The sequence below is a fragment of the Streptomyces radiopugnans genome, from assembly GCF_900110735.1.
Lineage (GTDB): Bacteria > Actinomycetota > Actinomycetes > Streptomycetales > Streptomycetaceae > Streptomyces > Streptomyces radiopugnans.
This window is the reverse complement of the sequence record NZ_FOET01000003.1, coordinates 504972-529611: the sequence shown is the minus strand read 5'-3', so window position 1 is coordinate 529611 and position 24640 is coordinate 504972. Positions and strand designations below refer to the sequence as shown.

The 24640-nt window shown below is 74.3% G+C and carries 20 protein-coding genes; 7 read left to right on the top strand and 13 right to left on the bottom strand.

All coding sequences use genetic code 11. From position 1 onward, the window contains the following. Positions 1–26 precede the first annotated feature (26 nt). From BMY40_RS09870 to BMY40_RS09855, 4 genes are all read right to left on the bottom strand, one after another. Positions 27–1301, bottom strand: a complete 1275-nt coding sequence (locus tag BMY40_RS09870) for a ketosynthase chain-length factor (protein ID WP_093657620.1) — start codon at positions 1299–1301, stop codon at positions 27–29. Then, positions 1298–2566, bottom strand: coding sequence for a beta-ketoacyl-[acyl-carrier-protein] synthase family protein (locus BMY40_RS09865; protein ID WP_093657618.1), 1269 nt, complete (start codon positions 2564–2566; stop codon positions 1298–1300). Before BMY40_RS09865 ends, BMY40_RS09870 begins: the two co-directional genes overlap by 4 nt. A 293-nt stretch (positions 2567–2859) precedes the next feature. Then, a complete protein-coding gene (locus BMY40_RS09860; RefSeq protein ID WP_093657616.1) occupies positions 2860–4485 on the bottom strand; it encodes an acyl-CoA carboxylase subunit beta in 1626 nt (541 codons plus the stop codon). 71 nt (positions 4486–4556) lie between these two features. After that, on the bottom strand, positions 4557–5351 hold the full coding sequence (locus tag BMY40_RS09855) for an AfsR/SARP family transcriptional regulator (protein ID WP_093657614.1): 795 nt from the start codon (positions 5349–5351) through the stop codon (positions 4557–4559). Positions 5352–5591: 240 nt separating this feature from the next. Between BMY40_RS09855 and BMY40_RS09850 the strand changes: the two genes are divergently transcribed. The 4 genes from BMY40_RS09850 to BMY40_RS09835 all read left to right on the top strand — a co-directional run bounded on the left by BMY40_RS09850 (position 5592) and on the right by BMY40_RS09835 (position 10335). Next, a complete protein-coding gene (locus tag BMY40_RS09850; protein ID WP_093657612.1) occupies positions 5592–5960 on the top strand; it encodes a hypothetical protein in 369 nt (122 codons plus the stop codon). Beyond that, positions 5957–8302 (top strand): TOMM precursor leader peptide-binding protein, encoded by a 2346-nt coding sequence (locus BMY40_RS09845; protein ID WP_143071753.1) that lies wholly within the window; start codon positions 5957–5959, stop codon positions 8300–8302. Before BMY40_RS09850 ends, BMY40_RS09845 begins: the two co-directional genes overlap by 4 nt. Before the next feature lie 103 nt (positions 8303–8405). Further along, positions 8406–9671 (top strand): sensor histidine kinase, encoded by a 1266-nt coding sequence (locus tag BMY40_RS09840; protein WP_093657610.1) that lies wholly within the window; start codon positions 8406–8408, stop codon positions 9669–9671. A 49-nt stretch (positions 9672–9720) separates the two neighbouring features. Continuing rightward, entirely contained in the window at positions 9721–10335 is a 615-nt protein-coding gene (locus BMY40_RS09835; protein WP_093657608.1) for a response regulator transcription factor, read from the top strand. A gap of 26 nt (positions 10336–10361) precedes the next feature. Here the strand turns inward: BMY40_RS09835 and BMY40_RS09830 are convergent, their stop codons facing one another. The 9 genes from BMY40_RS09830 to cimA all read right to left on the bottom strand — a co-directional run bounded on the left by BMY40_RS09830 (position 10362) and on the right by cimA (position 21223). Further along, positions 10362–11282: a 4'-phosphopantetheinyl transferase family protein gene (locus BMY40_RS09830; protein WP_093657606.1), complete on the bottom strand. Its 921-nt coding sequence runs from the start codon at positions 11280–11282 to the stop codon at positions 10362–10364. 1 nt (position 11283) lies between these two features. Further along, positions 11284–12525, bottom strand: a complete 1242-nt coding sequence (locus tag BMY40_RS09825) for an acyltransferase domain-containing protein (protein ID WP_093657604.1) — start codon at positions 12523–12525, stop codon at positions 11284–11286. Positions 12526–12572: 47 nt separating this feature from the next. Next, on the bottom strand, positions 12573–14312 hold the full coding sequence (locus tag BMY40_RS09820; protein WP_093657602.1) for an acyl-CoA dehydrogenase family protein: 1740 nt from the start codon (positions 14310–14312) through the stop codon (positions 12573–12575). After that, positions 14312–16090, bottom strand: coding sequence for a fatty acyl-AMP ligase (locus tag BMY40_RS09815; RefSeq protein WP_245769970.1), 1779 nt, complete (start codon positions 16088–16090; stop codon positions 14312–14314). Before BMY40_RS09815 ends, BMY40_RS09820 begins: the two co-directional genes overlap by 1 nt. A 143-nt stretch (positions 16091–16233) precedes the next feature. Next, on the bottom strand, positions 16234–16479 hold the full coding sequence (locus BMY40_RS09810; protein WP_093657600.1) for an acyl-CoA carboxylase subunit epsilon: 246 nt from the start codon (positions 16477–16479) through the stop codon (positions 16234–16236). A gap of 115 nt (positions 16480–16594) precedes the next feature. Beyond that, the gene (locus BMY40_RS09805; RefSeq protein ID WP_093657598.1) at positions 16595–17227 is read right to left on the bottom strand and encodes an antibiotic biosynthesis monooxygenase family protein; all 633 of its coding nucleotides are present in this window, start codon (positions 17225–17227) and stop codon (positions 16595–16597) included. Further along, positions 17214–18257 (bottom strand): aromatase/cyclase, encoded by a 1044-nt coding sequence (locus BMY40_RS09800; protein WP_093657853.1) that lies wholly within the window; start codon positions 18255–18257, stop codon positions 17214–17216. The genes BMY40_RS09805 and BMY40_RS09800 overlap by 14 nt, the downstream gene beginning before the upstream one ends. Positions 18258–18476: 219 nt before the next feature. After that, on the bottom strand, positions 18477–19514 hold the full coding sequence (locus BMY40_RS09795) for a ketoacyl-ACP synthase III family protein (RefSeq protein WP_093657596.1): 1038 nt from the start codon (positions 19512–19514) through the stop codon (positions 18477–18479). 53 nt (positions 19515–19567) lie between these two features. Then, positions 19568–21223 (bottom strand): citramalate synthase, encoded by a 1656-nt coding sequence (gene cimA / locus BMY40_RS09790; protein ID WP_093657594.1) that lies wholly within the window; start codon positions 21221–21223, stop codon positions 19568–19570. A gap of 251 nt (positions 21224–21474) precedes the next feature. Between cimA and BMY40_RS09785 the strand changes: the two genes are divergently transcribed. The 3 genes from BMY40_RS09785 (at position 21475) to BMY40_RS09775 (ending at position 24477) form a co-directional block, all read left to right on the top strand. Further along, a complete protein-coding gene (locus tag BMY40_RS09785) occupies positions 21475–22506 on the top strand; it encodes a winged helix DNA-binding domain-containing protein (protein WP_245769969.1) in 1032 nt (343 codons plus the stop codon). 274 nt (positions 22507–22780) lie between these two features. Continuing rightward, a complete protein-coding gene (locus BMY40_RS09780) occupies positions 22781–22990 on the top strand; it encodes a hypothetical protein (RefSeq protein WP_093657591.1) in 210 nt (69 codons plus the stop codon). Between the two features lie 17 nt (positions 22991–23007). Further along, on the top strand, positions 23008–24477 hold the full coding sequence (locus tag BMY40_RS09775) for an alpha/beta fold hydrolase (RefSeq protein ID WP_093657589.1): 1470 nt from the start codon (positions 23008–23010) through the stop codon (positions 24475–24477). The last annotated feature ends 163 nt before the right edge of the window (positions 24478–24640 follow it).

Sequence of the window (24640 nt, the reverse complement as noted above, 5' to 3'; positions counted from 1 at the left end):
GTCGGTACGGCCTCGGTGGGTACGGCTCAGTCGGCGCGGCGCAGGACGAGCGCCGCGTTGAAGCCGCCGTGGCCGCGGGCCAGCACCAGCGCGGTGCGCAGGTCGGCCTCGCGGGCGGCGGTGACCAGGTCGATCCGGTGGCCGGGGTCGGCCTCGGCGACACCCGCGGTCGGCGGGATGACGCCGTCGCGCAGTGCCAGCAGCGCGGTGGCCGCGTCCAGCGCGGCGCCTCCGGCGAGCAGCCGCCCGGTCATGCTCTTGGGCGCGGTGACCGGTACGCCGCGGGCGCCGAAGAGCTCCTCCAGCACCCCGGCCTCGGCCCGGTCCAGTTCGGGGGTGCCCGCCGCGTCGGCGAAGACGACGTCGACGTCCGAGGGGGCCAGTCCGGCGTCGGCCAGGGCGTTCTCGGCGGCCCGGCGCAGCGCGGACGGCCGTCCGCTGCCGGGCGCGGGGTCGAGGGTGGCCGCGTAGCCGGCGACGGTGCCGTAGACGCGTTCGGCGCCGCGCTCCCGGGCGGACTCGGCGTCCTCCACGATGAGGATCGCACCGCCCTCGCCCGGCACGTATCCGCTCGCCTCCGCCGAGAAGGGCAGATAGGCGCGGGAGGGGTCGGACTCGGTGCTCATCAGACCGGAGGCGATCTGCGGGACCCAGCCCCAGGGGCACAGGGCCGCGTCGACGCCGCCGGTGACGACCACGGGCACGCCCTTGCGGACGTGGCGGCGGGCGTGGCCGATGGAGTCGATGCCGCCGGCCTGCTCGGTCAGCAGCACCCCGCTGGGGCCGCGCATCTTGTGGCGGATGGAGATCTGGCCGGTGTTGACGGCGTAGAACCAGGCGAAGGACTGGTAGGCGCTGACGTACTCCTTGCCCTGGCTCCACAGGTTCTGCAGCTCGCGCTGGCCGAACTCCACCGCCCCGCCGGAGGCGGCGGTGACCACGCCCATGCCGTATTCGGGCAGGTCGCCGGGGACGATCCCGGCGTCGGCCACGGCCCAGTCGGCCGCGGTGAGCGCCAGGCGGGTCATGTGGTCGGTCTGCGGCATCAGCCGGCTGGGGATGTGCTCCTCGGCGACGTAGCCGGGCACCTCCCCGCCGACGGTGGAGGGGTACTGGGACGGGTCGAAGCGGGTGACGCGCCCCAGGCCGCTCTCGCCGGCCAGGGTGGCCTTCCAGTAGTCCTCGGTGCCCAGGCCGTTGGGGGCGGCGATGCCCAGGCCGGTCACGACCGCGGTGGTCCGTACGGCCGGCGCGGTCGCCGCCGCGGGCCGTACCGCGGGCGCCGTCGGTGATGCGGTCATCGGGCACTCCTCTCCGGCCGGGCGAGCAGCATGGCGCTCTGGAAGCCGCCGAAGCCGCTGCCGACGCTGAGCACCGTGTCGGTCTTCCTCTCCCGGGCGGTCAGCGGGATGTAGTCGAGGTCGAGTTCGGGGTCCGGCTCGTGCAGGTTGGCGGTGGGCGGCAGGACGCCGTGCTCCATCGCCAGCGCGCAGGCCGCGATCTCCAGGGAGCCGATGGCGCCCAGCGAGTGGCCGATCATCGACTTGATGGAGCTGATGGGGGTGGCGTACGCGTGGTCGCCCAGGCTGCGCTTGAAGGCGCCGGTCTCGTGGCGGTCGTTCATCTTGGTGCCGGAGCCGTGGGCGTTGATGTAGTCGATCGCCGTCGGGTCGAGGCGGGCCTCGTCCATGGCCGCGTCGATGGCCTCGGCCATCTCGCGGCCGTCGGGCTTGAGGCCGGTCATGTGGTACGCGTTGCAGCGGGCGGCGAAGCCCGCGATCTCCGCGTAGATGTGGGCCCCGCGCCTGCGGGCGCTCTCCAGCTCCTCCAGGACCAGGATCGCCGCGCCCTCGCCCAGGACCAGGCCGCTGCGGGTCCGGTCGAAGGGGCGGCAGGCGCTCTCGGGCGTGTCGTTGCGGGGCGTGGTGGCGTGGATGGCGTCGAAGCAGGCCGAGGTGATGGGCGAGATCGGCGCCTCCGTCGCGCCGGCGATCATCACGTCGCAGGTGCCCTCGCGGATCAGCTCGACCGCGTGGCCGAGCGAGTCCAGGCCGGAGGTGCAGCCGGTGGAGACCACCGCCGCCGGGCCCTCGGCGCCGGCCTCCTGCCCCACCTCGGCGGCCATGGAGCTGGGCACGAAGTGGCGGTACAGCTCAGGCACCGCGTACTCGTGGTCGACGTTCCACTTGCGGCCGCCGTCGCTGACCACCACGTACTCGCGCTCCAGGCTGGTGGTGCAGCCCACCGCGCTGCCGAGCGAGGTGCCGATCCGGGACGGGTCCAGGGCGGAGACGTCCAGGCCGCTGTCGGCCAGCGCCTCGCGGGTGGAGACCACGGCGAACTGGGCGGCCCGGTCGAGCCTGCGGATCTCCTGCGGGCTCAGGCCCGCGGCCGCGGGGTCGAAGTCGCACTCGGCGGCGACCCGCGAGCGGAAGGGGGAGGCGTCGTAGAAGGAGATCGCGCGGGTCGCGGTGCGTCCCGCGGTGAGCAGCTCCCAGTACTCCTTGACGCCGACCCCGCCGGGGGCGACGACGCCCAGACCTGTGATCACGACTCTGCGTACCACCGCTTACCTCCCCTTCGACGGGACCGGATGCCGCTTTCGGCATCCGGCGGTTGGAACTGTGCGGGCCACTGCCGTTCCCTTCGTCCGTGACGCTCTCGTGGCGTTTGCTGAGGGTTTCGGCGGCCGGGGCGGTTCGGGGTTCGGTCCCTTGCCGCCCCGGTGCCGGGCCGGGCGACCGCCCGCTCGTGACGCGCCGCCGCTTCCGGTGACCCCATGGTTGAAGCCGTCCCTAGACGGTGACTCGCGCCCCTCTGGACGGGCCGGCGGCCACCGCTTCCGGGGGTCTTTGGGCACTACAGCGGGACGTTGCCGTGCTTGCGCTCGGGCAGGTCGGCCTGTTTGCGGCGGAGCATGGCCAGGGAACGGGCCAGGACCCGCCGGGTGTCGGCGGGGTCGATGACGTCGTCGACCAGGCCGCGCTCGGCCGCGTAGTAGGGGTGCATCAGCTCGGACCGGTACTCCTCGACCAGCTCCGCCCGGGTGGCCTCGGGGTCGTCGGCGGCGGCGATCTGCCGCCGGAAGACGACGTTCGCCGCGCCCTCGGCGCCCATCACCGCGATCTCGTTGGTCGGCCAGGCGTAGGTCAGGTCCGCGCCGATGGACTGGGAGTCCATCACGATGTACGCGCCGCCGTAGGCCTTGCGCAGCACGACGGAGACGCGCGGCACGGTGGCGTTGCAGTACGCGTACAGCAGCTTCGCCCCGTGCCGGATGATCCCGCCGTGCTCCTGGTCCACGCCCGGCAGGAAGCCGGGCACGTCGATCAGGGTCACCAGCGGGATGTTGAAGGCGTCGCAGGTGGAGACGAAGCGGGCGGCCTTCTCGGAGGCGTGGATGTCCAGCACCCCGGCCAGCTGCTGGGGCTGGTTGGCCACCACGCCCACCACCTGGCCGTCGATGCGCGCCAGTGCGCACACCACGTTGCGCGCCCAGGCCTCGTGCACCTCGAAGTACTCGCCGTCGTCGACGATCTCCTCGATCACCGCGCGCACGTCGTAGGCCCGGTTGCCGTCGGCGGGGACGAGGTCGGCCAGCGCCTCGCAGCGCCGGTCGGCCGGGTCGCCGCCGCGGACGACGGGCGGCAGCTCGCGGTTGTTCTGCGGCAGCAGGGACAGCAGGTAGCGGACGTCCTCCAGGCACTCGGTCTCGTCGTCGTGGGCGAAGCCGGCGACCCCGGAGGTCGCGGCGTGCGCGTCGGCGCCGCCCAGCCCGTTGTGGGTGATCTCCTCGCCCGTCACCGCCTTGACCACGTCGGGTCCGGTGATGAACATCTGCGAGGTCCCGCGGACCATGAACACGAAGTCGGTCAGCGCCGGGGAGTAGGCCGCCCCGCCCGCGCACGGGCCCAGCATCACCGAGATCTGCGGGATCACCCCGGAGGCGGCGGTGTTGCGGCGGAAGATGCCGCCGTAGCCGGCCAGCGCGGTCACGCCCTCCTGGATGCGGGCGCCGGCCCCGTCGTTGAGGGAGACCAGCGGCGCGCCCGCGGCCCGCGCCAGGTCCATCACCTTGTGGACCTTGGCGGCGTGGGCCTCGCCCAGGGCGCCGGCGAAGACGCGGAAGTCGTGGGCGTAGGCGAAGACGGTGCGGCCGTGGACGGTGCCCCAGCCGGTGATGACACCGTCGCCGTGCGGCTTGCGGTCCTCCAGGCCGAAGCCGGTGGCGCGGTGGCGGCGCAGCGGCTCGATCTCGGTGAAGGTGCCCTCGTCGAAGAGGACCTCCAGCCGCTCGCGGACGGTGAGCTTGCCCTTGGCGTGCTGCCGGCGGGTGGCCTCCGGATCGGGGCCCCGGCCCACCTCCTCCTTGAGCCGGAGCAGTTCGGCCGTGGCCCGGCGCAGGTCGGGCCCGGGTTCCACCACCTGGTCCGGGGCGGTCCGCGATGCCGGTGCGCTCGTCGTGATGTCGTCGAGGATCGTCATCGGCCGAACGTAGGAACGCCGCCTAGAGGTCGGCTGGAGCAGCCGGGCCGCTTCCGCTCCGGCCGCGCCGGTCAGCGCGCCGCGTGCGCCGTGGCGTCGAGCTGCGGGTCGCCGGAGAGCACCGCGTGGTGCAGCCGCTGGAGCTTCGGCGAGGGCTCCATGCCCAGCTCGTCGATGAGTGTGCTGCGCAGCCTCTGGTAGGACTCCAGGGCCCGCCAGGAGTTGCCCGAGCGGTGCAGGGCCACCATCAGCTGGGCGCAGAAGTTCTCGTGCATGGGGTGACGGGCAGACAGCACCCGCAGTTCGGGAACGAGTTCGGTGTGCCGGCCGAGCCGCAGGTCGGCGTCGACGCGGCGCTCCAGGGCCGCCATCCGGTCCTCCTCCATGCGCAGGACCTCCAGCTCCAGGACGCTTCCGACCCTCACGTCCACCAGTGCGGGGCCGTGCCACATCTTCAGCGCGCGGCCCAGCAGCTCGGAAGCCGTGCGGTCGTCGCCGGCGTCGTAGGCGGCCCGGCCGGACGCGGCGAGCTGCTCGAACTCCTGGACGTCCACCTGGCCGGGCTGCACCTGGAGCAGATAGCCGCCGTGCTGGGTGATCAGCACGTCCTTGGCCTCCCGCGCCGGGTCGTCCTCCAGCGCCACCGCGATCCTGCGGCGCAGCTGGAGGATGTAGGTCTGCAGGGTGGTGGCGGCGCTGCGCGGGACGTTCTCGCCCCAGATCTCCTCCATCAGGGTCGGCACGGTCACCACGTGGTCGGCCTGGAGGGCGAGCAGTGCGAGGATCTGCCTCGGTTTGGCGGCGCTCGGAACCACAGACACTCCCCGCTCCACCGCCGCGAGCGGACCCAGAACCTTGATCTCCATGGTGTGCTCTCCCCTTGTCGAGCCTTACCCGCCGGCAATCCGCCTGACGGTTCCTCTCGGAGCATTGAGTGAGGCTCGCACGGTGCGGGAGCGGCGCACAGTGAGGCGCTCATGAGCGCGGTCGTGAAAATCTCATGGGTCGGTGGTGAACGCCGCACTGGGCTCCCCGGTGGCATGGATCACACAATCATCACGATTGATTCGAACGCTCGGCCGTCCGACTCATATGGGGGTCTTCAGATGCGAACCAACACGCCCACCACCGCCTCGACGGAGCACACCGGCACGGAGGATCGGCGCTTCGCCGAGCTGGCCGTCCGCACCGGGCTGGAGCCCGGCCTGGAGGCCCGCTACACCGCCGACCCGGTCGCGGTGCTGGCCGAGTTCGGCCTGCCCGCCGCCGAGACGCCCTACGGCGGCGTGCCGGACTCCGTGGCGATCCTCGCGGAGCTCGGCCTGTGCGCCTCCGAGCCGGTCTACGCCGGCGATCCGCTGCTCATCGAGGACCTGGAGCAGCTCGACGCCCGTGACGCCGAGCAGCTGGCCTGCTTCGGCTGCACCCGCGCGGACGCCTTCCACCTGGAGGTTCCGGGAACGGTGGGGGCGTGAGACAACGCGAAGAGGCTGCCGACGGCGGCCCCTTCGTGGGCTTCCGTCGCCATCTGCGGGCCGAGGTGGTGCCCGGCGAGGCGGTCTACCTGCTCTCGCCGCGCGGGGTCAGGGCGCTGTACGGCAGCCGGGCCGAGGTGCTCGCCCCGCTGCTGGACGGCACCCGCACGGTGGCCGGGGTGCTGCGCGAGGCCGGCGCCCTGGTCCCTCCGGCGGAGGCCGGCCGGATCATCGGGGAACTGGCGCGGGCCAATCTCGTCGGCTACCGGTCCGCTCCGGGGGAGGGGACCGACGTCTCGGCGGCGGCCTACTGGGAGCTGGCCGGCCTGGACGGCGGCGCCGCGGACGCGGCGCTGGCCCACACCACCGTACGGCTGGTCACCGTCGGCGGTGTGGACGGCGACCAGGCCCGCGCGGCCTGCGAGGAGTCCGGTCTGAGGGTGCTGGGTCCGCTTCCCGCACCGGAGGGGGAACCGGACGGCGACAGCGGCAACGGCAGCGGCAGCGGGTCCGGCAGTAACGTTTTCTCGCTGGTGCTCTGCGACGACTACCTGGCCCCCGGGCTGCGTTCCGTGGACGCCTGGCACCGCGAGCGGGGGATGCCCTGGCTGCTGGCCGGCCCGTACGGCCCCGAACCCTGGGTGGGACCGGTGTTCCGGCCGGGCTCTGGGCCCTGCTGGTCCTGCCTGGCGCACCGGATCCGCATCCACCGACGCTCGGAGGTGCCGCTCCAGCGCGCCATCGGCAGCGACGCGCCCCTGCCGCGCCCGTCCGCCTCCCTGGCGGCCGGGCGCGGGATGGGACTGAGGATGGCGGTGCTGGAGGCGGCGAAGTGGCTGGCGGGGGTGCGCAACGAGGGCCAGGGCGCCGTCCGCGTACTGGACACCCTCACCCTGCGCACCGGCCAGCACGCGGCGCACCGGCGCCCCCAGTGCCCGGAGTGCGGCGACCCGTCGCTGGTCTCCGGCCTGGTACGGCGGCCGGTCGCCCTGGCGGCCCGTCCGAAGGCGGCGCGGAGCGGGAGCAACGACCGCGCCCTCACTCCCGAGCAGGTCCTGGAGCGGTACGGGCACCTGGTGGACCCGGTCACCGGGATCGTGCGCGAGGTGCGGCGGGACGCCCGGCTGCCCGACGGCCTCAACTCCTACGTCTCGGGCCACAACCTGGCGCTGGACGCCCACACGCTCGCCGATCTCCGCGGCGGGCTGCGCAGTCTCAGCGGAGGCAAGGGCGTCACCGCGCTGGAGGCCGAGGTCGGCGCCCTGTGCGAGGCGGTGGAGCGCTACTGCGCCACCCGCCAGGGCGACGAGCCCGTGGTGTACGACAGTCTGCGGGGCCTGGGGGAGCAGGCGATCCACCCCAACGCGTGCCAGCTCTTCGACGAGCGGCAGTTCCGGGACCGGGAGCGCTGGAACGCCACCGCCTCCCCCTTCCACCAGGTGTGCGCGCCCTTCGACGCCGACCGCCCGGTGGAGTGGACGCCCGTGTGGTCCCTGACGGACCGGGTCCACCGGCTGCTGCCCACCTCCATGCTGTATTTCGGCCACCGCACCTCCCCCGGCTCGGGCGAGCCCCGCGCCGACTCCAACGGGAACGCGGCGGGCGGCAGTCTGGAGGACGCCGTCGTCCAGGGCTTCCTGGAGCTGGTCGAGCGCGACGCGGTGGCCCTGTGGTGGTACAACCGCACCCGCCAGCCGGCCGTGGACCTGGACGCCTTCGACGAGCCCTGGCTCGCCGGGCTGCGGGACGTCTACGCGCGGATGAAGCGGAAGCTGTGGGTCCTGGATCTCACCGCCGACCTGGGTGTTCCCGTGATGGCGGCGCTGTCGCGACGCACGGACAAGCCCGCGCAGGACATCGTCCTGGGGTTCGGCGCCCACTTCGATCCCCGGCTGGCGCTGCGCCGCGCGCTGACGGAGATGGGGCAGCTGGCCGCCTCGGTGGCCCGCGTCGGGGAGAACGGGGCCGGGTACGGTGCCGCACCTCCCGAGCTGTTGTCGTGGTGGACCCGTGCGACCGTAAGGAATCAGCCATATTTGGCTCCGGACCAGTCAACGGCACCACTGCTCCCGTCCGACTACACGCACACCCCTCGTCACGATCTGTACGACGATGTGGAGACAGCCCGGTCCCTCCTCGAAGCCCGTGGAACGGAGTTGCTGGTGCTCGACCAGACACGTCCTGACGTGGGCGTTCCGGTGGTCAGGGTGATCGCTCCCGGTCTGCGTCACTTCTGGGCGCGTTTCGCGCCGGGCCGTCTGTTCGACATACCGGTGACACTCGGCCGACTCACACGCCCGACGGCCTACGAGAATCTGAACCCGATCCCACTGTTCGTCTGATTTCGGACGCTGCTCCTCCTTGGTGGCCAGAGTCAAGCCATGGCCAATACGATGCGGTCAACTCATGGTTCAACGTCATGGCTTCTGACCGAGGAGCAGCCAGGTGCAAGACACCCCGGACAGCGCCTCCTCCCTCCGGGCTCCCGCTCAAGCGGGGGCCCGGAGCACGTATTCACGGTGGTCGCAGGCGCGCCACCGGGAACTGCCCGCACCGAAGCTGGCCAGGACCATCGCGGTCGCCACGCTGGTGTACTACTCGGGGATCTCGCTGCTCAACGTCCTGCGCAGCGGCGCCGAGCGGAGCCAGGTGCTGCTGTGCCTGGGGTGTGTGGCCGCGGTCTTCGTCTTCCAGTTCCTCCACATATCCCCCCGGGCACAGCACTGGCCCTTGAGGCGGCGCTGCGCGACCCTGCTGGCGCAGGCCGTGCTGACCTACCTGCCGTTCCTCTTCTTCGGCCTCAACTGGGGGAGCATGGCCGGCCCGCTGGCCGGTTCGATGCTGCTCCTGCTGCCCGGCCGGGTGGCCTGGCCCTCCTACGCCGTGATCGCGTGCACCATGCTGGCCATGACCGCCTCGGCCGGTCTGGACTGGGTGACGATCGCCTACCTGACGACCTCGACCATGATGGCGGGGCTGATCCTCTACGGGACGGCGAGGCTGAGCGACCTGGTGGCCGAGGTCCAGGCCTCGCGGGCGGAGATGGCCCGGATGGCGGTCACCGAGGAGCGCCTGCGGTTCGCCCGCGACCTGCACGACCTGCTGGGGTACAGCCTGTCGGCCATCACGCTCAAGAGCGAGCTGATCTACCGCCTGGTGCACTCCCGGCCCGACCGGGCGCGTGAGGAGATCGCCTCCGTCCTGGAGGTCTCCCGGCAGGCGCTGTCGGACGTACGGCTGGTCGCCAGCGGCTACCGCGACATGTCGCTGGCCGCGGAGGCGGAGTCGGCCGCCGCCATCCTCGCGACGGCCGACATCCGGGCGGAGACGGACGTCTCCTGCGGCCGGCTGCACCCGGTCACCGACACCGTGCTCGCGACGTCGCTGCGGGAGGGCGTCACCAACATCCTCCGCCACAGCAAGGCCCAGACCTGCGTGATCTCGGTCGAGTCCGACGGAGAGACGGTGGTGCTCCGTCTGGTGAACGACGGGGTGGCCGGGCAGCGCCCGGACCGCTCCCCGCACAGCGGCAGCGGTCTGGGCAACCTCCGCACCCGGCTCGCGGCGATCGGCGGCGGGGTGGAGGCGGGTGTCCGCGAGGACGGCCGGTTCCACCTCGTCGCCCGGGCGCCCGCGCACCCCGCCGCGGCGGCGCACACGCCGGAGGCCGGGGGGCTGGGCACGGCGGACGCCGCGAGATCCGCGGCCTGACACGAGCGTTCCGGTCCGGGGCCGGACACCATCTTGGTCTGGGGGGCCAATGCTGTCGGTGAAGATCCTGCTCGCCGAGGATGTGCACATGATCAGAGGGGCGCTGGTCGCCCTGCTGGAGCTGGAACCCGACTTCAGCGTCGTGGCCGCCGTGGACCGCGGGGACGTCGTCGTGGAACGCGCCCTGGAGACCCGGCCCGACGTGGCCGTCCTGGACGTCGACCTCCCCGGTGTCGACGGACTCACGGCGGCGGCCGAGCTGCACGAGCGGCTTCCCGGCTGCCGGACCCTGATCCTCACCAGCCTGGGCCGCCCGGGCACCCTGCGCCGGGCCCTGGCCGCGCACGTCACCGGGTTCCTGCTGAAGGACGCCCCCTCCGACCGGCTCGCCCACGCCGTGCGCTCCGTGTCCCAGGGCCAGCGCGTCATCGACCCCCAGCTGGCCCTGTCCGCCTGGGACTGCCCCGACAACCCCCTCTCCCCGAGGGAGCTGGAGGTGCTGCGGCTCGCCGCGCAGGGTGCCGACGCCGCCGAGATCGCCGGCACCCTCTACCTGTCCAAGGGGACCGTCCGCAACTACCTGACGACCATCGTCGCCAAGCTCAACGCCCGCAACCGCATCGACGCCGTGCGGATCGCCGAGGAGGCCGGCTGGATCCCCTGAAGCCGCGCGCCCCGGGGAGCGGCCGTTCACGCCCGCGCTCCGGGGGCGGCCGGCGGAGCCGCCGCGCCGAGCAGCGCGTCGAGGAGGCCGGCGTCCAGGGCGGTGCGCACCGACAGGTCGGAGGCCTCGCCGAACCCGGAGTCGCACACGGCGGTGCCGACCACGTACTCCCCGGCGTCCCCGGCATCCCCGGCGTCCCCGCCGCCGTTCCGGTCGCCGCCCAGCACGCCGGTGCCGAACGTCCACTCGCCGCCGCCCGCCGGGGTGCCGTCGGGCCGCACCAGCCGGATCCGGTCCGCGCCCAGGTCGAAGCCGAACTCGGTGAACCGGAAGCGCAGCCCCTGGCCGAGCGCCTTGCTGTACGCCTCCTTCAGGGTCCACAGCCGCACCAGTGTGGCGTTGCGGTCGCCCGCCTCCCCCTCGTCCAGCCGGGCCAGCTCGTACGGGGTGCAGCCCTGGGACTCCGAGCCGGTGCCGGCCATCCGGCGGTCGGCCGACTCGACGTCCACCCCGATCCGGCCCCTGCGGGTGATCCCGACGACCAGCGTCTCGCGGGTGTGGCTCAGGCTGACGTCGATCTGGTCGCAGCCTCGCACATACGGCCGCCCGCCGGGCTGGTACGCCAGGTCCACCTGCTCCGGAGCCGTGTCGATCGCCGCGGCGACCACATGCCGCAACAGCAGCCGGGACGCGGCGAAACGTTCCTTCATGAGGGGCCGAGGCATCGCCTCGTAGCGGTGCCAGTCCCGGCCCAGCATCCGGCGCAGCGCCGCTTCCCCGCCCGGCAGCCGCCAGTCGGGCAGCCGTCCGGTCACCACCGCGCTCCCCCGGTGCGCCAGTTCCCCGCGGACCCCTTCCCAGGGGCCGCGGGGGCCCGCGGCCTTCAGGATGACCGGCGCCCCTCCCCCGTGCTCCCCGCTTCCCGCGGCCTCCGCGGAAGGCGCCATCTCAGCCCTCCGCCAGGGACGCGGAGAGCGGACCGGCGTCCAGCTCGGACAGCACTCCGGCGAGGTCCACCGCGTTGCTCTCCGGCCCGCGGCACACGGCCAGGCAGGCCGGCCCCCGGCTGCCGCCCATGCGCCGTACGAAGGGGGTGAGGACCGCCTTGGGGCCGATCTCGACGACATGGGTCGGGGTCTGCTGGGCGAGCAGCTGCCGGGCGGCGTCGGCGAACCGCACCGTGGAGGTGATCTGGAGGGACCAGTAGGGGGCGTAGAGCGGCTCGCCGGTGTAGCCGCCCCGCACCGTGGAGTAGAACGGCACCCGCGGCGCGCCGCCGGGCAGCCTCCGGGCCACCTGCTCGAACCGCGGCAGGACCGGCGCCATCAGCGGGGAGTGGAAGGCGTGCGTGACCTTCAGCGGGGTGGCGGCGATACCGCGCGCGGCCAGCTTCTCCTGGACCCGCTCCAGACCGGCGAGTTCACCCGACAGCACGGTGGCCTTCGCCGCGTTGACCGCTCCGATGCTCACCCCGGGCTCGTCGGACAGCAGCTCGGCGGCCTCGTAGGCGGGGGCGCAGGTGGCCGTCATCCCCCCGCCGGAGGGCAGGTACTGCATGAAAGCCCCCCGCAGCGCCACCAGTTGGGCGGCGGCCTCCAGCGTCAGCGCCCCGGCGGCGGTGGCGGCGGCGAACTCGCCGATGCCGTGGCCCAGCACCGCCACCGGGCACACCCCCGACTCCTCCAGCGTGCGGGCCAGGGCGTACTCGACGGCGAACAGGGCGGGCTGGGCGAACGCCGTCTGGTGGATCCGCGCGTCGCCGCTGAGGATCAGGTCGACGACCGACAGGCCGGTGTAGGGCAGCAGCGCGTCGGCCGCCTCGTCCAGATGCGTGCGGTAGCCCGTGGAGTGCAGGTACAGGCCGGCGGTCATGCCGGGGTGCTGGGAGCCCTGCCCGGTGAAGACGAACGCCGCGCGCACCCGGCCGTCCCCGCCGGGCCGGGGGTCCCGCAGCGCCAGGTACCGCGCCAGGGCGCGCACGGTCGGGTACGCCCAGACGTCGGTGGGGTCGATCAGCGGGCCGAACCTCTCCTCGATGTCGCCGTAGAGGCTGAGCGCGGCCACGGAGTCCAGGCCGTGCTCGGTGAACGACACGGCCTCCTCCACCGGCCGGCCGAGGTAGTGGGCCAGGCGCTCCGTCAGCCAGTCCGCGTACGCCTGCTCGCGCACCCGGCGGGGGGGTACGGACATCTCGCGCTCCTTGTCAGCGGCTCGAAGGGGGATGGCGCGGGGGGCGGTCAGGCCAGTTCCGTGCCGTAGAGGTCGTAGCTGCGCCGTCCGTGCAGCCGTGCCAGGACCTCGGCGAGCACCCGGCTCTCGCACGCGGCCGGACGCTCCGGGAGCGGCAGGCCCAGCCGCCGGCACAGGCGGTGGAGGGCCGCGGTGGGCCAGGCGGGATCGGCGAGGAACGCGCCGGCGGGCCCGCCGGCGCCGGACCGCTGCTCCCGCCACACGCCGAGGCAGGCGGCGGCGGCCAGCACCAGGGCGTACCGGTCGGCCAGCGCGAAGCTGCGCGGATCGACCAGGGCGGCGCGGTCGTCCGCCCCGATCCCGGCGAAGGCCGTGCGCAGCTCGCCCAGTTCGGCGACGAGGGTCCGGGTGAGCGCGCCGAGCGCCCCCCGGTCCCCCGGGACGTCCCCGGGCAGGTCCGCGGAGCCCAGCAGGCCGTCGGTGGCCACCAGGGTGGCGGCGAGCGGGTCGCCGTCGCCCAGCAGGGCGGCCCCGGCCGGGTCCAGCGGCGGCAGGTCGCCGTGGAGCCGGAACAGGGCGGCGGGCGCCTCGGCGTCGGTGAACCACACATGCCGTGCGAAGAAGGGCAGTTGGGGAAGGAGGCTGACCTGGCGGCCCGCGCTGCCGGCGTGGCCCAGCGAGGTGACGGGCAGGTCGCGCACCTGCTTGGCGAACATCGCGTACGCGCCGTCCCGGGCGAGGCTCTCCTCACCCAGGACCGCGGACATCCCGTCCATCGACTCCGCGATGATCTTCGGGGCCAGATAGGCCGCCGCGGCGGCATACGCGCTGGTCTGCCGGGGCATCAGATGCAGTCCGCGGGTGGCCACCAGGGCCAGGCAGTCGCTCATCAGCAGGTCGAGGAAGGCGCCGGTGAGGACGTCGCGCACGTGCTGGACGTCCAGCGGGGAGCGCCCCCCGGCCCGGCGGCGGACCGCGAACCGGGCGACCGTGCGCAGCGCGGTGTCCGCCCCGGCCAGCACGATGGACGGGATCAGGCCCCGGATGAGCAGCGAGGAGCGCAGGGACAGCTCGTAGCCGCCGCCGAGCCCGCCGACCAGCGCCCCGGCCGGCACCGGGCAGCCGGTGGCCCGCAGCCCGCCGAACTCGGTGCCGCGCATCCCGTTGGTGGAACGCCGGGCGAGGTCGGTCAGCCGCCCCTCGGGCAGTCCGGGCCGGTCCAGCAGCAGCACCGAGTGGCTGCGTCCGCCGCCGCCCTCGGAGGTGCGGGCGAAGACGACGAGCCCGGCGGCCCGCGAGGCGTTGGCGATCACCGGCTTACTGCCGTCGAGCAGGAACCCGCCGCCGCCGGCGGCGGGCCGGGCGGTGAACTCCTCGCGGACGAAGTCGTTGCCGTGCGCCACCTCGTGCCGCACCACGGCGACGCGGCGGCCCTCCAGCAGGTGCCCGGCCACCTCGGCCCGCTGCCGGGCGCTGCCCCCGATCCAGACGGGGGCGGCGGCGAAGAAGCAGTTGAGCCCGTAGCCGAAGCCGAGCGAGGCGTCCCGGCGGAAGACCGGCCGCAGCACCCGGCCGAGGCCGTCCATCCGCGACAGCGCGCCGCCCAGCTCCACGGGCACGAACTCGGCGTTGAAGCGGTGGGCGTCGAGGACCTCCTCCGCCCCGGCCGGCGTCCTGCCCGCCGCGTCGGCGGCCAGGATCGCCTCCCGGCCCAGCGGGTTGGCCGGGTCGTCCAGCGGGCCGAAGGCGCGCTCCAGCGCGTCGGCGCGGTCCTCGTACGCCCCCATCACCGTGCCCCGGCCGTCATCAGTTCCCTGACCTCGGGCAGGATCTCCTCGTGCAGCGGCCGCAGTTCGCCGCGGAGGAACAGACCGCGCATCGCGGCGCGCTCCACCTTGCCGCTGGTGGTGCGGCGCACCGTGCCGGGGCGCACCAGCAGCACCCCGCCGGGCCGCACCTCGAACTCCTCGGTCAGGCGGTTGCCCACCGCCGCGGTCAGCGCGGCCAGGTCTATGTCGTACCGGCCGCGGGCGCGCAGCTCCTGGACGACGACGATCCGGTCCCGCTCGCCGGGCACCGCGAACGCGGTGGCGGCCCCGAACAGCGAGCTGACCCGCTGCACCGTGCGCTCCAGGTCCTGCGGGTAGAGGTTGCGGCCGGCCACCACGATCATGTCCTTGAGCCGGCCGGTGACGTACAGCTCGCCGTCCACGACGGTGCCCAGGTCCCCGGTGCGCAGATGGCCGCCGTCCCCGTCGGCGGTGCGTCCGCCGAAGGTCAGCGCGGTCTCCGCCGGGCGGCCCCAGTAGCCGCGGGCGACGCCGGGGCCGCGCAGCCAGATCTCCCCGATGCGGCCCTCGGGCAACACCTCGCCGCTCTCGGGCTCCACGACGCGCAGTTCGCCGTCGGCGGCGGGACCGCAGGAGACCAGGGTGCGCCGCGCGGCGCCGGGGGCCGGGGCGCGCAGTTCGTGGCGTTCCAGCGCGGCGGCGTCCGCGACGATCCGTGCGGGCTCCCCGCCGGGCCCGCGCACGGCGCCGGTCGCCAGCAGGGTGGCCTCGGCCAGCCCGTAGCAGGGGGTGAGCGCCTCGGACCGCAGCCCGGCCGGGGCGAACCGCTCGGCGAAGGCGCGCAGGGTCTCGGCGCACACCGGCTCGCCGCCGGTGACGGCGGTCTCCCAGCCGGACAGGTCCAGGTCCGCGAGCTGCTCGTCGGTGATCCGGCGCAGGCACAGGTCGTACGCGAAGTCCGGGGCGCCGCTGACGCGCACGCCGTACCGGGAGATCGCCTCCAGCCAGCGCACCGGCCGCTTGACGAAGGCGGCGGGGGTCAGCAGGACGGCGGTGCCGCCCAGCCACAGCGGGTGCAGGAGCTGGCCCACCAGCCCCATGTCGTGGTGGAAGGGCAGCCAGCCGCCCAGCCGGTCGCCGGGCCGGGTGCGCAGGGCGCGGCCGATCGCCGCCTGGTTGGCCATGATGTTGCCGTGGGTGACCACCACGCCGCGGGGGTCGCGGGTGGAGCCGGAGGTGTACTGGAGGAAGGCCACGGAGTCGGGGCCGAGATCGGGCCTGTGCCACGGCCCCGCACCGGGGACGGCGTCCACCGGCAGGCAGGCGACGTCCCCGTACCCGGCGCGGGCCAGCAGCCGCGAGACCTCGGGGGCGTCGGCGGCCTCGGTCAGGGCGATCCGCACGGCGGCGTCCTTGGCGATGCCGGTCACCCGCTCCTCGTGGTGGCGGCGGCCGCCCGCGGGCGGTACGGGGACCGCGACGGCCCCCGCGTACAGGCAGGCCACCATGCTGACGGCGAACAGCCGCCGGCAGGACTGCAGGACCAGCACCCGCTCGCCCCGCGCCCCGTGCTCCTGGAGCCAGCCGGCCAGCGACCTGGCCTCCCGGTCCAGCTCCCCGTAGGAGACGGTCCGGGCGGTCTGTCCGCCGCCGGGGCCACCGGCCTCGTCCAGCAGGACGAGCGCCGCCCGTCCGGGCGTCTCCTGGGCCCTGGACAGAATGAGATCGGTGAAGCTCCGGTAACCGTTCATCGCCTCCCCCTCGCGTGCCGTCATGGCCGCCGCTCCTGCGGCACCGGCCTGTGTGACTCTTCCGGGAAGGTACGAACACCCTCTCGAACCGGGCTCGACATCCCCCGGACCGGCGGGCGCCTCCGGGGACCCGGGCGCACCGCCCGGCCCGGCGGGTCCGCGCCCCGTCATGCCCGCGACCATGCCGTGGGCGGGCGGTAGCCGGCCCGCCCGGCGGACCAGGCGGCGCGGTCCGCGGACGCCTCCGGATCGCCGGCGTCCGCCGCGGCCTCCGGTCCCCGCGGACCGCCCGCGTCCGCCGGGTCCCGGTGGGCCGACAGCGCCAGCAGTACGGCGGTGACGGCGGCCAGCTCTCCCGCGTCGGGGTTCCCCCGTACGACGGTCAGCAGGGCCTGTGGTGTGTCGTTGGCCATGCGGGCAGGGTGCGCCCCGCGGCTAGAGGGAGGCTCGCGGAACGGACGCGGACGCGGAACGGGCAGGACGGGCAGGGCCCCGGGGGCCCGGCCCGTCCGTACCGGTGCGGCGTGCTCAGCCGGTGAGGACGCGCTCGTAGGCGATGTGCCGGGTGCGCTCGACGCTCAATCGCGCCACCCGGGCCAGCCCGTCGTACGCCCCGTCGCGCTCGGCCCCGGCCAGGGCCCGGTCGCAGGCGGCGGTGTCGGTCCACCACACCATGCCCAGGTACCGCTGCGGCCGGAAGGTCGAGCGCAGCAGGTCGAAGCCCCCGAAGCCCTCGGTGCGGACCAGACTCCGGGACAGCTCGCGGGCCTCCTTCTCGAACTCCCGGACCTCGCCCAGCACCGTGCACGACAGCAGCACCACGTTGTCGTGCCCGGGCCGCGCGTTGCGCACCAGCAGGCGGTCGACGCTGACCGCCTGGTCGGCCTCGGTGTCCACCATGGGCTCCAGGCACCGCACGTGTTCGAGGAAGGTCTCGGTGTGCACGGTCTCGATGAAGCCCTCCAGACTCCGCCAGTGCCCCACGTGGACGTAGGAGGCCGGGGAGTCCAGCAGCCGCACGGTCACCAGATAGGAGAAGTCCCGCCGGCGGCGCAGGTACTGGGAGTGCTCACGGAACTCCCGCTCGAACCGGTGCGGGTCCCCCTTGACGGTGAACCGGTGGACTGTGGTCAGCGGACTGCTGAGGTCACGGTCGGTCATGGAGGTTCTCCGCGAACCGCTTGGCGTGCCGGAGGGTGGTGGTGCTGTTGGCTCCCAGGGCCTGCCGGACCTTGGTCCGCGCCTCGGCGAGCGTGGCCTCGGGGCCCAGCAGCTGCCGCACGCCCTCGGGGTCGAGGGTGACGGTGTGCCAGGAGGTGGCGCGTACGCCCTTCCCGTGGGGCTCGATCTCCCAGCGGCCGGTGTGCCCGCTCATCACCACCGGCACCCGGAGCTGCTTGTAGACGATGACGGCCCGGTCGGGGAAGCACACCCGCACGGACATGGTGTTGTGCAGGGAGCCGTCCGGGCTGCGGGTGTCCATGTCCATGCGCTGGACGGTGGAGCCGCCTCCGTCGGAGGGGGACTCCTCGAGGCCGATGCGGGCGACGTGGGGCAGGCGCTCGGGCCACAGGTCGGCGCGGTCGAGGAAGGCGAAGACGTCCTCGGCCGAGCCGTGGATGTCCACCGAGTCGCTGAAGGTGAAGCGCAGCCCGCCGTCCTCCGCGCCGTCCTCACCGCCGCTCTGCTCAGCGGCGTTCTTCAGGGCCGTCAGCTCGGCGCGGCTGTTGCGGTCCACCGCCCGCTCGATCAGCTCGACCGCCGCCGGGTCGTCGTCCACGGCGGTGTAGTCGTGCAGCAGGACGACGCGGCTGCCGCCGTCGTCGTTGGGCTCCACCAGCCACTTCCCGCCCATCGACGCCACCGGGGGCGCGGAGACCACCTGGCGGAAGGAGACGGTGCGGGTGCGGCTGTCGAGGATGCGGTGCGAGGTCCACGAGCGGACCTGGTCGTTGGCCGTGGCCCAGATCCGCAGGAGCTGCTCGTCGGCGTGCTCCTCCAGTACCTCGACGTGGATCGTGGGGCCGAAGACCTGCGGCCACGCCGAGACGTCGGCCACCAGGCCGTAGACGGTGTCCGCGGGCGCGTCGACGACGACGGTGTGCTCGGTGACATGGGCCCGGGCGGCTCCGGTGGTCCCGGCGGCTTCGGTTCCGGCGGCTTCGGCGACGGCGGTAGCGGGGTTCGGCACCACGGCGGATCTTCCCTTCGGGTCGCGCCGCTCGCACGGCGCCTGTGTCAGGTTGGCAGGGAGCGCTCGAGCAGGGCTGGAGCGCCGGAAGAGGGGGGTTCGAGCCCGCCGGCGGATCACCGGGCGGGAGTCGCGGGCCGGGGGGCGCCCGGCCGCCGCGCCAGGGGTTCGGGCGGTGTGTCCAAGCGGCTTGTTCAGGCAGCTTGTTCAGGCGGCGTGTCAGGCGGCGCGCGCCCAGTCGGGCCGGTCCAGGATCTCCACGACCGCCGAGCCCCAGCTGTAGCCGGCGCCGACGCCGACCAGCAGGCAGCGGTCGCCGGGCGCCGCCCGGCCGGAGACGACCAGGTGGTCCAGGCTCGCGAACTGGTCGCCCGCGCCCAGGTGCCCGACCGTGCGGCTCCACTCCCAGGCCGTGCGGGCCGGGTCGATGCCGAACGGCTGGTAGTAGATGGACTGGAGCCGGCGCCGCCCGAAGTGCGGCAGCACCACCCAGTCGACGTCGCCGAGTTCCAGGTCGGCGTCGGCCAGCGCCTGCTTGAGCACCGTCTGCTGCCCGGCGTGGGCGCGGGTGACGGCGTACGACATGCCCACCCGGGCCACGAACGAGCGCTTGGCCTCCTCGAAGTCCACCGGAATGCGGTGCGAGAAGGGCGCCCGCCCGAACGGCTCGTCGCCGCGGTGCAGGGGCTCCAGCTCCGGGTCGGCGAGCATCGCCAGGGAGCGCAGCCGGGCGTACCCGCCGCGCCGGGAGAGCACCAGCGCGGTGGCTCCGTCGGCGTACGGGGTGCCCGGGTCGGTGTGCCAGCGGTCGATGCCCGGCTCGCAGAACCGGTCGGCGGTGGTCAGCAGCGCGTCGCGGCGCCCGGGGACGGCCGTGAGGTAGGAGTGGGCGAGGTCCAGGGCGGCCATGCCGCCGTTGGACATCTGCCGGATCTCGATGGCCGGGCAGTTGTTGCCGAGCGTCTCGCGCTGCACGTAGGAGGCGACGGGCCACAGGTCCTGGCCCTGGTGGTAGGTGTCCGCGTGCAGGATCAGATCGGTGTCGCCGCCGCTGCCGCCCGCCCTCTCCAGGGCGGTGCGGGCGGCGTGCACGGCCATCTCGGCGGCGGACTCGCCGGGCGAGTACGCCACCGAGACCATGCCCGTGGCCGCGGCCACCCGCGCCGGGCAGTCGCCCGACGCCACCGCGTCGGCCACCGGCAGGGACGCGGGGAGCCGCACTCCGGTCCCCCGTATGTAGAGGTCTTCCACTCGCACGGTCCACTCCCTGTCTCGTCCGGGTGTCGTCGGTGCCGTCCGGGACGGCGCGGTCAGCCCGCGACCGCCACCGCGGGGGCGGTCGCGGCGGGAACCGCGTCCGTACGGCGCCCGGTGCGGTGGTCGGCCCCGCGCTCGGTCAGCAGGACGTAGCGGACCGCGTCCAGCAGGGCCCGCCAGGAGGCGGCGACGGTGTTCCCGTCCACGCCGACGGTGCCCCAGTGGCGGCGGCCGTCGGTGAAGGTGATCAGTACGCGCGCGGCGGCGGCGCTGCCCGAGCCGTTCCCCAGCACCCGGACCTGGTAGTCGGCCAGTTCCAGCCGGGCCAGCTCGGGGAAGAACGGGTCGAGCGCCTGGTGCAGCGCCCGGTCCAGGGCGTTGACGGGCCCGTTGCCCGTGCCGGTCGCGGCCAGCGGCGCGCCGTCGATCCGCAGCCGCACCGATCCCTCGGTGCGCACCTCGCCGCCGGACCGCTCCTCGACGCCGACCTTCCAGGCGTCCACCTCGAAGGGTTGCTCCAGACCGCCGCCGGCCAGCTCCTCCAGCAGCAGCAGTTCGAAGGAGGCGTCGGCGGACTCGAAGCTGTAGCCGCGCCCCTCCAGCTCCTTGACCCGGGCGGCGGCCCGCGCCACCGGCTCGGAACCGGCCGAGACCTCGTAGCCCAGCTCCCGGGCCTTCAGCTCGATGGAGGAGCGCCCGCCCATGTCGGAGACCAGGGTGCGCATGGCGTTGCCCACCCGGGCCGGGTCGATGTGCTGGTAGAGGTCGGGGTCCACGCGCAGGGCGGAGGCGTGCAGCCCGGCCTTGTGCGCGAAGGCGGAGGCGCCGACGTACGGGGCGGCCGGGTGGGCGTGCACCCCGGTCAGCTCGCCGATGGCGCGGCCCGTCTCGGCCATCTCCCGCAGCCGTTCGGCGGGGACGACGTCCCCGCGGCCCCGCTTGAGGACCAGGTTGGCGGCGACGGTGAACAGGTTGGCGTTGCCGCACCGCTCCCCGTAGCCGTGGGCGGTGCCCTGCACGTGGTCGGCGCCGGCGTCCACGGCGGCCAGGGTGTTGGCCACCGCGCAGCCGGAGTCGTCGTGGCAGTGGATGCCCAGGCGCGCGCCGGTGGCGGTGAGGGTGTCGGCCACCACGGCGCCGATGCCGTCCGGCAGCGAACCGCCGTTGGTGTCGCACAGCACGACGGCCTCGGCGCCGGCCTCGGCGGCGGCACGGACGACCTCCAGTGCGTACTCGCGGTTGGCGAGGTGGCCGTCGAAGTAGTGCTCGGCGTCGACGAAGACGCGGCGGCCGGCCCGCACCAGATGCCGCACGGTGCTGCCGATCATCGCCAGGTTCTCGGCGAGCGTGGTGCGCAGGGCGAGTTCGACGTGCCGGGTGTGGCTCTTGGCCACCAGGGTCACCACCGGGGTCTCGGCCTCCAGCAGCGCCCGCACCTGCGGGTCGGTGGTGACCAGGGTGCCGGGCCTGCGGGTGGCGCCGAAGGCCGCCAGTTCGGCGTTCCGCAGGGTCAGTTCGGTGCGCGCCCGGCGGAAGAACTCGGTGTCCCTGGGGATGGCCCCGGGCCAGCCGCCCTCGATGAAGCCCACCCCGAAGGCGTCCAGGTGGCGTGCGACGGCGAGCTTGTCCTCGACCGTCGGCGCCAGGCCCTCCTGCTGTGTTCCGTCGCGCAGGGTCGTGTCGTAGAGCTGGAAGCGCCGCTCGGCCATCGTCCCTCCCTCGTCGTGCCCCGGCAGCCGAACGGCGCCGTGGGAGGTGCCACCGTCCGGCGACCGGCTGGAGGAACGCTCGAGCACGGGTCGTCCGCGCGGACCGGGCCGCACCGGACGGTGAGCGCACGGGTCCGGTGCGCATACGCTGTTCCGCCATGCCCACTCATGCGTCACCGGTTCCGGTACTCGGCCGGCGCGCTCTCAACCGCGCCCTGCTGACACGTCAACTGCTTCTCCAGAAGGTCGGGATGACCGCCCTGGAAGCGATGGAGCACCTGGTCGGCCTGCAGGCGCAGTCGCCCAAGGCCCCCTACGTCGGCCTGTGGACGCGGCTGAAGGACTTCCGCCACGACGAGCTGTCCGAACTGCTGACCTCCCGCAGGGCGGTGCGCATCGCCCTGATGCGCGGAACGGTCCACCTGGTCAGCGCGCGCGACTGCCTGACGCTGCGCCCCCTGCTCCAGCCGCTGTTCGACCGCGGCGTCCTGCCGACCTACGGCAGGGACCTCGCCGGCCTGGAGCCCCGCGAGGTCGCCGACGCGGGCATGGCCCTGCTCGCGGACGGCCCGCGCAGCGCGGCGGAGCTGGGGAAGCTGCTGCGGGAGCGGTGGCCCGACCGGTCGCCGTCCGTGCTGGCCAACGTCTTCCGTTTCGCGGAGGCGCTGGTGCAGACCCCGCCGCGCGGGGTCTGGGGAGCCTCCGGGCAGCCGGTCTACGCCCACGCCGAGGACTGGCTGGGCAGCCCTCTGGACGCCGGGGCCTCACCGCACTCCATGGTCCTGCGCTACCTGGCCGCCTTCGGCCCGGCCACCGTGCAGGACATCCAGACCTGGTCGGGGCTCACCCAGCTGCGGGAGATCACCGAGGAGCTCCGCCCCCGGCTGCGGACCGCCCGCACCGAGGACGGCGCAGAGCTCCTGGACGTGCCCGGCGCTCCGCTCCCCGACCCCGACACGCCCGTACCGCCGCTCCTGGTCGCCGAGTTCGACAACCTGATCCTGTCCCACGCCGACCGCTCCCGGGTCATCAGCGACAGCGCCCGCAAGGCGATATACACCAAGAACGCCCAGATCCCGGGGACGTTCCTGGTGGACGGCTTCGTCCACGGCAAGTGGAAGATCACCCAGCAGCGGCGCGCGGCGACCCTGACCCTCACCCCGTTCTCGCCCCTGCGGGAGAGCGACGCGGAGGCGCTGACCGCCGCGGGCGCCGAACTGCTCGCCTTCGCCGCCGACCGGGCCGAGACCTTCGACGTCCGAATCGAACAGCCGCCGGGCTGATCTCCCGGACGGGTCCGCCCACGTGTCTGTCGAGTGCCGCTCAAGCACCTCGCGGAAGACTCGCGACGGCGTCTTCGCTCCGACCGGGCCGACCGGGAAGCCCGATCCATGACCACCGAAGCCGTTCCCCCACCTCCCGGGAGGCACGGCCGGCATACCACCTCGGCGGAGAGCTCTCGGAGAAGGACTCCGAGACCGCCGGGGTCCCGGTCCGCGGGCCCGGAGCCGGCGACGGCCCCGGCGGCCTCCCGCGCCTGGACGTCATGACCGCCTCGTGCGGCAGATCTCCATCCGCTCCTTCGCCACCCACCGCGCCCCCGAGCGGGTCCGGGCGTGGAACCAGCACTTCAGCACCTGGCTGCGGGAGGGGAAGCCCGTCTTCCCGCACACGATCACCGAGGGCGGCCTCACCGAGGCGCCCGACGCGCTGACGGCGATGCCGGCCGGCAAGTACACCGGCAACGTCGTGGTCAAGATCTCCTGAGACCGGAGGGTCACACCATGCCGACGCCACAGCCCACCGAAGAACTGGGCGCGTTCCTCTCCCAGCCGCTCCGGTGGTCGCCGAGCGACACCGAGGAGGGGCTCGAACTCGCCTCCGTGGAGGTGCCGCTGGACTACGCCGACCCCGGCGGCCGTCGCATCTCGATCGCGGTCAGCAGGCGCCCGGCGGCGGACCCGGCCCGGCGGCGGGGTGTCCTGCTGTCGGTCCACGGCGGGCCGGGCGGTGACAACGGCCACGGCCGGATGATGCCGGTCGAGCTCCACCGGACCACCCCGCTGAACGAGGTCTACGACCTGATCGGCTTCGACCCGCGCGGCACCGGCGCCTCGACCCGGCTGGACGGCGAGGACACCCCCGCGCGGGCCGTCTTCGACTCGCGCCCGCCGGACTCGGCGTTCGCCCTCCTCACCGAGGACATGCGGGCCCGCGAGGAGGGGTGCAGGCGTGCCGGGGGCGAGCTGCGCCGGCACGTCAGCACCCGCAACACCGCCCGCGACATGGATCTGCTGCGCGCCGTCCTCGGCGAGGAGCGGATCAGCTTCGTCGGCTACGCCTACGGCACGCTCGTCGGCGCGGTCTACGGCACCATGTTCCCAGCGCGCCTGGACCGCAGCGTGCTGGACTCATCCGTCCACCCCGGCTGGGACTGGCGGCGGCAGTTCATGGCGCAGGCCCTGGCCGTCCGGGAGAACGTGGACGCGTGGGCGGCGTGGGCCGGCGAGCGCAACAGCCGCTACGGCCTGGGCACCGACGCCGCGCAGGTGCTGGCCTCCGTCGAGGAGACCGCGTCCCTGCTGGCCGCCCGCACCCCGGACGCGTCGCTGCGCACCTCCTTCGACGGGATCATGGGCACCCTCGCCCCGCTGCGTCCGCGCTGGGACGTGCTGGCCCTGCTCGTCGGCGACCTGCACAAGGCCGCCGCGTCGGGGAGCACCGAGCAGGCCCGGGAACTCCTCGCCGGGCAGTCGGCCTGGCGCCCCGGCTCGGCCGCCGGCCAGGTGCGGGAGGCCGTGCTGGAGGCGGTGACCTGCGAGACCGACTGGCCCGCGGACCTGGAGGTCTACTACCGGGACATGCGGCGCTTCCGGGAGGAGTGCCCCTACGGCTACGGCGTGCTGCGCGCCCAGCCGTGGGTGGGGACGTTCCGCTCGTTCACCCCGGCCGAGGAGGCCACCCGGGTGCGGCGCGAGGGGTATCCGGCCGGCCTGGTGGTCCAGGCCGACGGCGACCCCCTGGACCACCACGAGGGCGCGACGGCCATGGCCGAGCGGCTGGGGCACCGGCTGGTCCTCGTGACCGACTCCGGCGCCCACGAGATCTACGGGTTCGGCGGCAACGCCCTCGTGGACGAGCACGTCAACCGCTATCTGCTGGAGGGCGTCCTGCCCGGCGGCACGGTCCGCTGCCCGGGCGAGCCGCGGCCGGACGTCCCGGCGGACGCGGACGCGGACGCGGACACGGTGTAGGCGATGCGGGCCGCCCCTCCCGGCGGCCCGCACACGCGCGGCACGGGGAGCGCGGAGGGGGAGGCACCGGGGCCGCCACGCCTGAAGGCGTGGCGGCCCCGGTGCCTTGCGGTGCGCGCCCGCGCCCTCGCGCCCCTACACCGTCCGGCTCCGGCCGGAGGTG

What these genes read in the sequence shown, in the direction of transcription:
- BMY40_RS09860 (WP_093657616.1), bottom strand. Translation starts at nt 4,485, where the DNA reads ATGACGATCCTCGACGACATCACGACGAGCGCACCGGCATCGCGGACC.
- BMY40_RS09870 (WP_093657620.1), bottom strand. Translation starts at nt 1,301, where the DNA reads ATGACCGCATCACCGACGGCGCCCGCGGTACGGCCCGCGGCGGCGACC.
- cimA (WP_093657594.1), bottom strand. Translation starts at nt 21,223, where the DNA reads ATGGCCGAGCGGCGCTTCCAGCTCTACGACACGACCCTGCGCGACGGA.
- BMY40_RS09830 (WP_093657606.1), bottom strand. Translation starts at nt 11,282, where the DNA reads ATGGCGCCTTCCGCGGAGGCCGCGGGAAGCGGGGAGCACGGGGGAGGG.
- BMY40_RS09775 (WP_093657589.1), top strand. Translation starts at nt 23,008, where the DNA reads ATGCCGACGCCACAGCCCACCGAAGAACTGGGCGCGTTCCTCTCCCAG.
- BMY40_RS09810 (WP_093657600.1), bottom strand. Translation starts at nt 16,479, where the DNA reads ATGGCCAACGACACACCACAGGCCCTGCTGACCGTCGTACGGGGGAAC.
- BMY40_RS09835 (WP_093657608.1), top strand. Translation starts at nt 9,721, where the DNA reads ATGCTGTCGGTGAAGATCCTGCTCGCCGAGGATGTGCACATGATCAGA.
- BMY40_RS09805 (WP_093657598.1), bottom strand. Translation starts at nt 17,227, where the DNA reads ATGACCGACCGTGACCTCAGCAGTCCGCTGACCACAGTCCACCGGTTC.
- BMY40_RS09785 (WP_245769969.1), top strand. Translation starts at nt 21,475, where the DNA reads ATGACCGCCCTGGAAGCGATGGAGCACCTGGTCGGCCTGCAGGCGCAG.
- BMY40_RS09855 (WP_093657614.1), bottom strand. Translation starts at nt 5,351, where the DNA reads ATGGAGATCAAGGTTCTGGGTCCGCTCGCGGCGGTGGAGCGGGGAGTG.
- BMY40_RS09815 (WP_245769970.1), bottom strand. Translation starts at nt 16,090, where the DNA reads ATGACGGCACGCGAGGGGGAGGCGATGAACGGTTACCGGAGCTTCACC.
- BMY40_RS09850 (WP_093657612.1), top strand. Translation starts at nt 5,592, where the DNA reads ATGCGAACCAACACGCCCACCACCGCCTCGACGGAGCACACCGGCACG.
- BMY40_RS09820 (WP_093657602.1), bottom strand. Translation starts at nt 14,312, where the DNA reads ATGGGGGCGTACGAGGACCGCGCCGACGCGCTGGAGCGCGCCTTCGGC.
- BMY40_RS09825 (WP_093657604.1), bottom strand. Translation starts at nt 12,525, where the DNA reads ATGTCCGTACCCCCCCGCCGGGTGCGCGAGCAGGCGTACGCGGACTGG.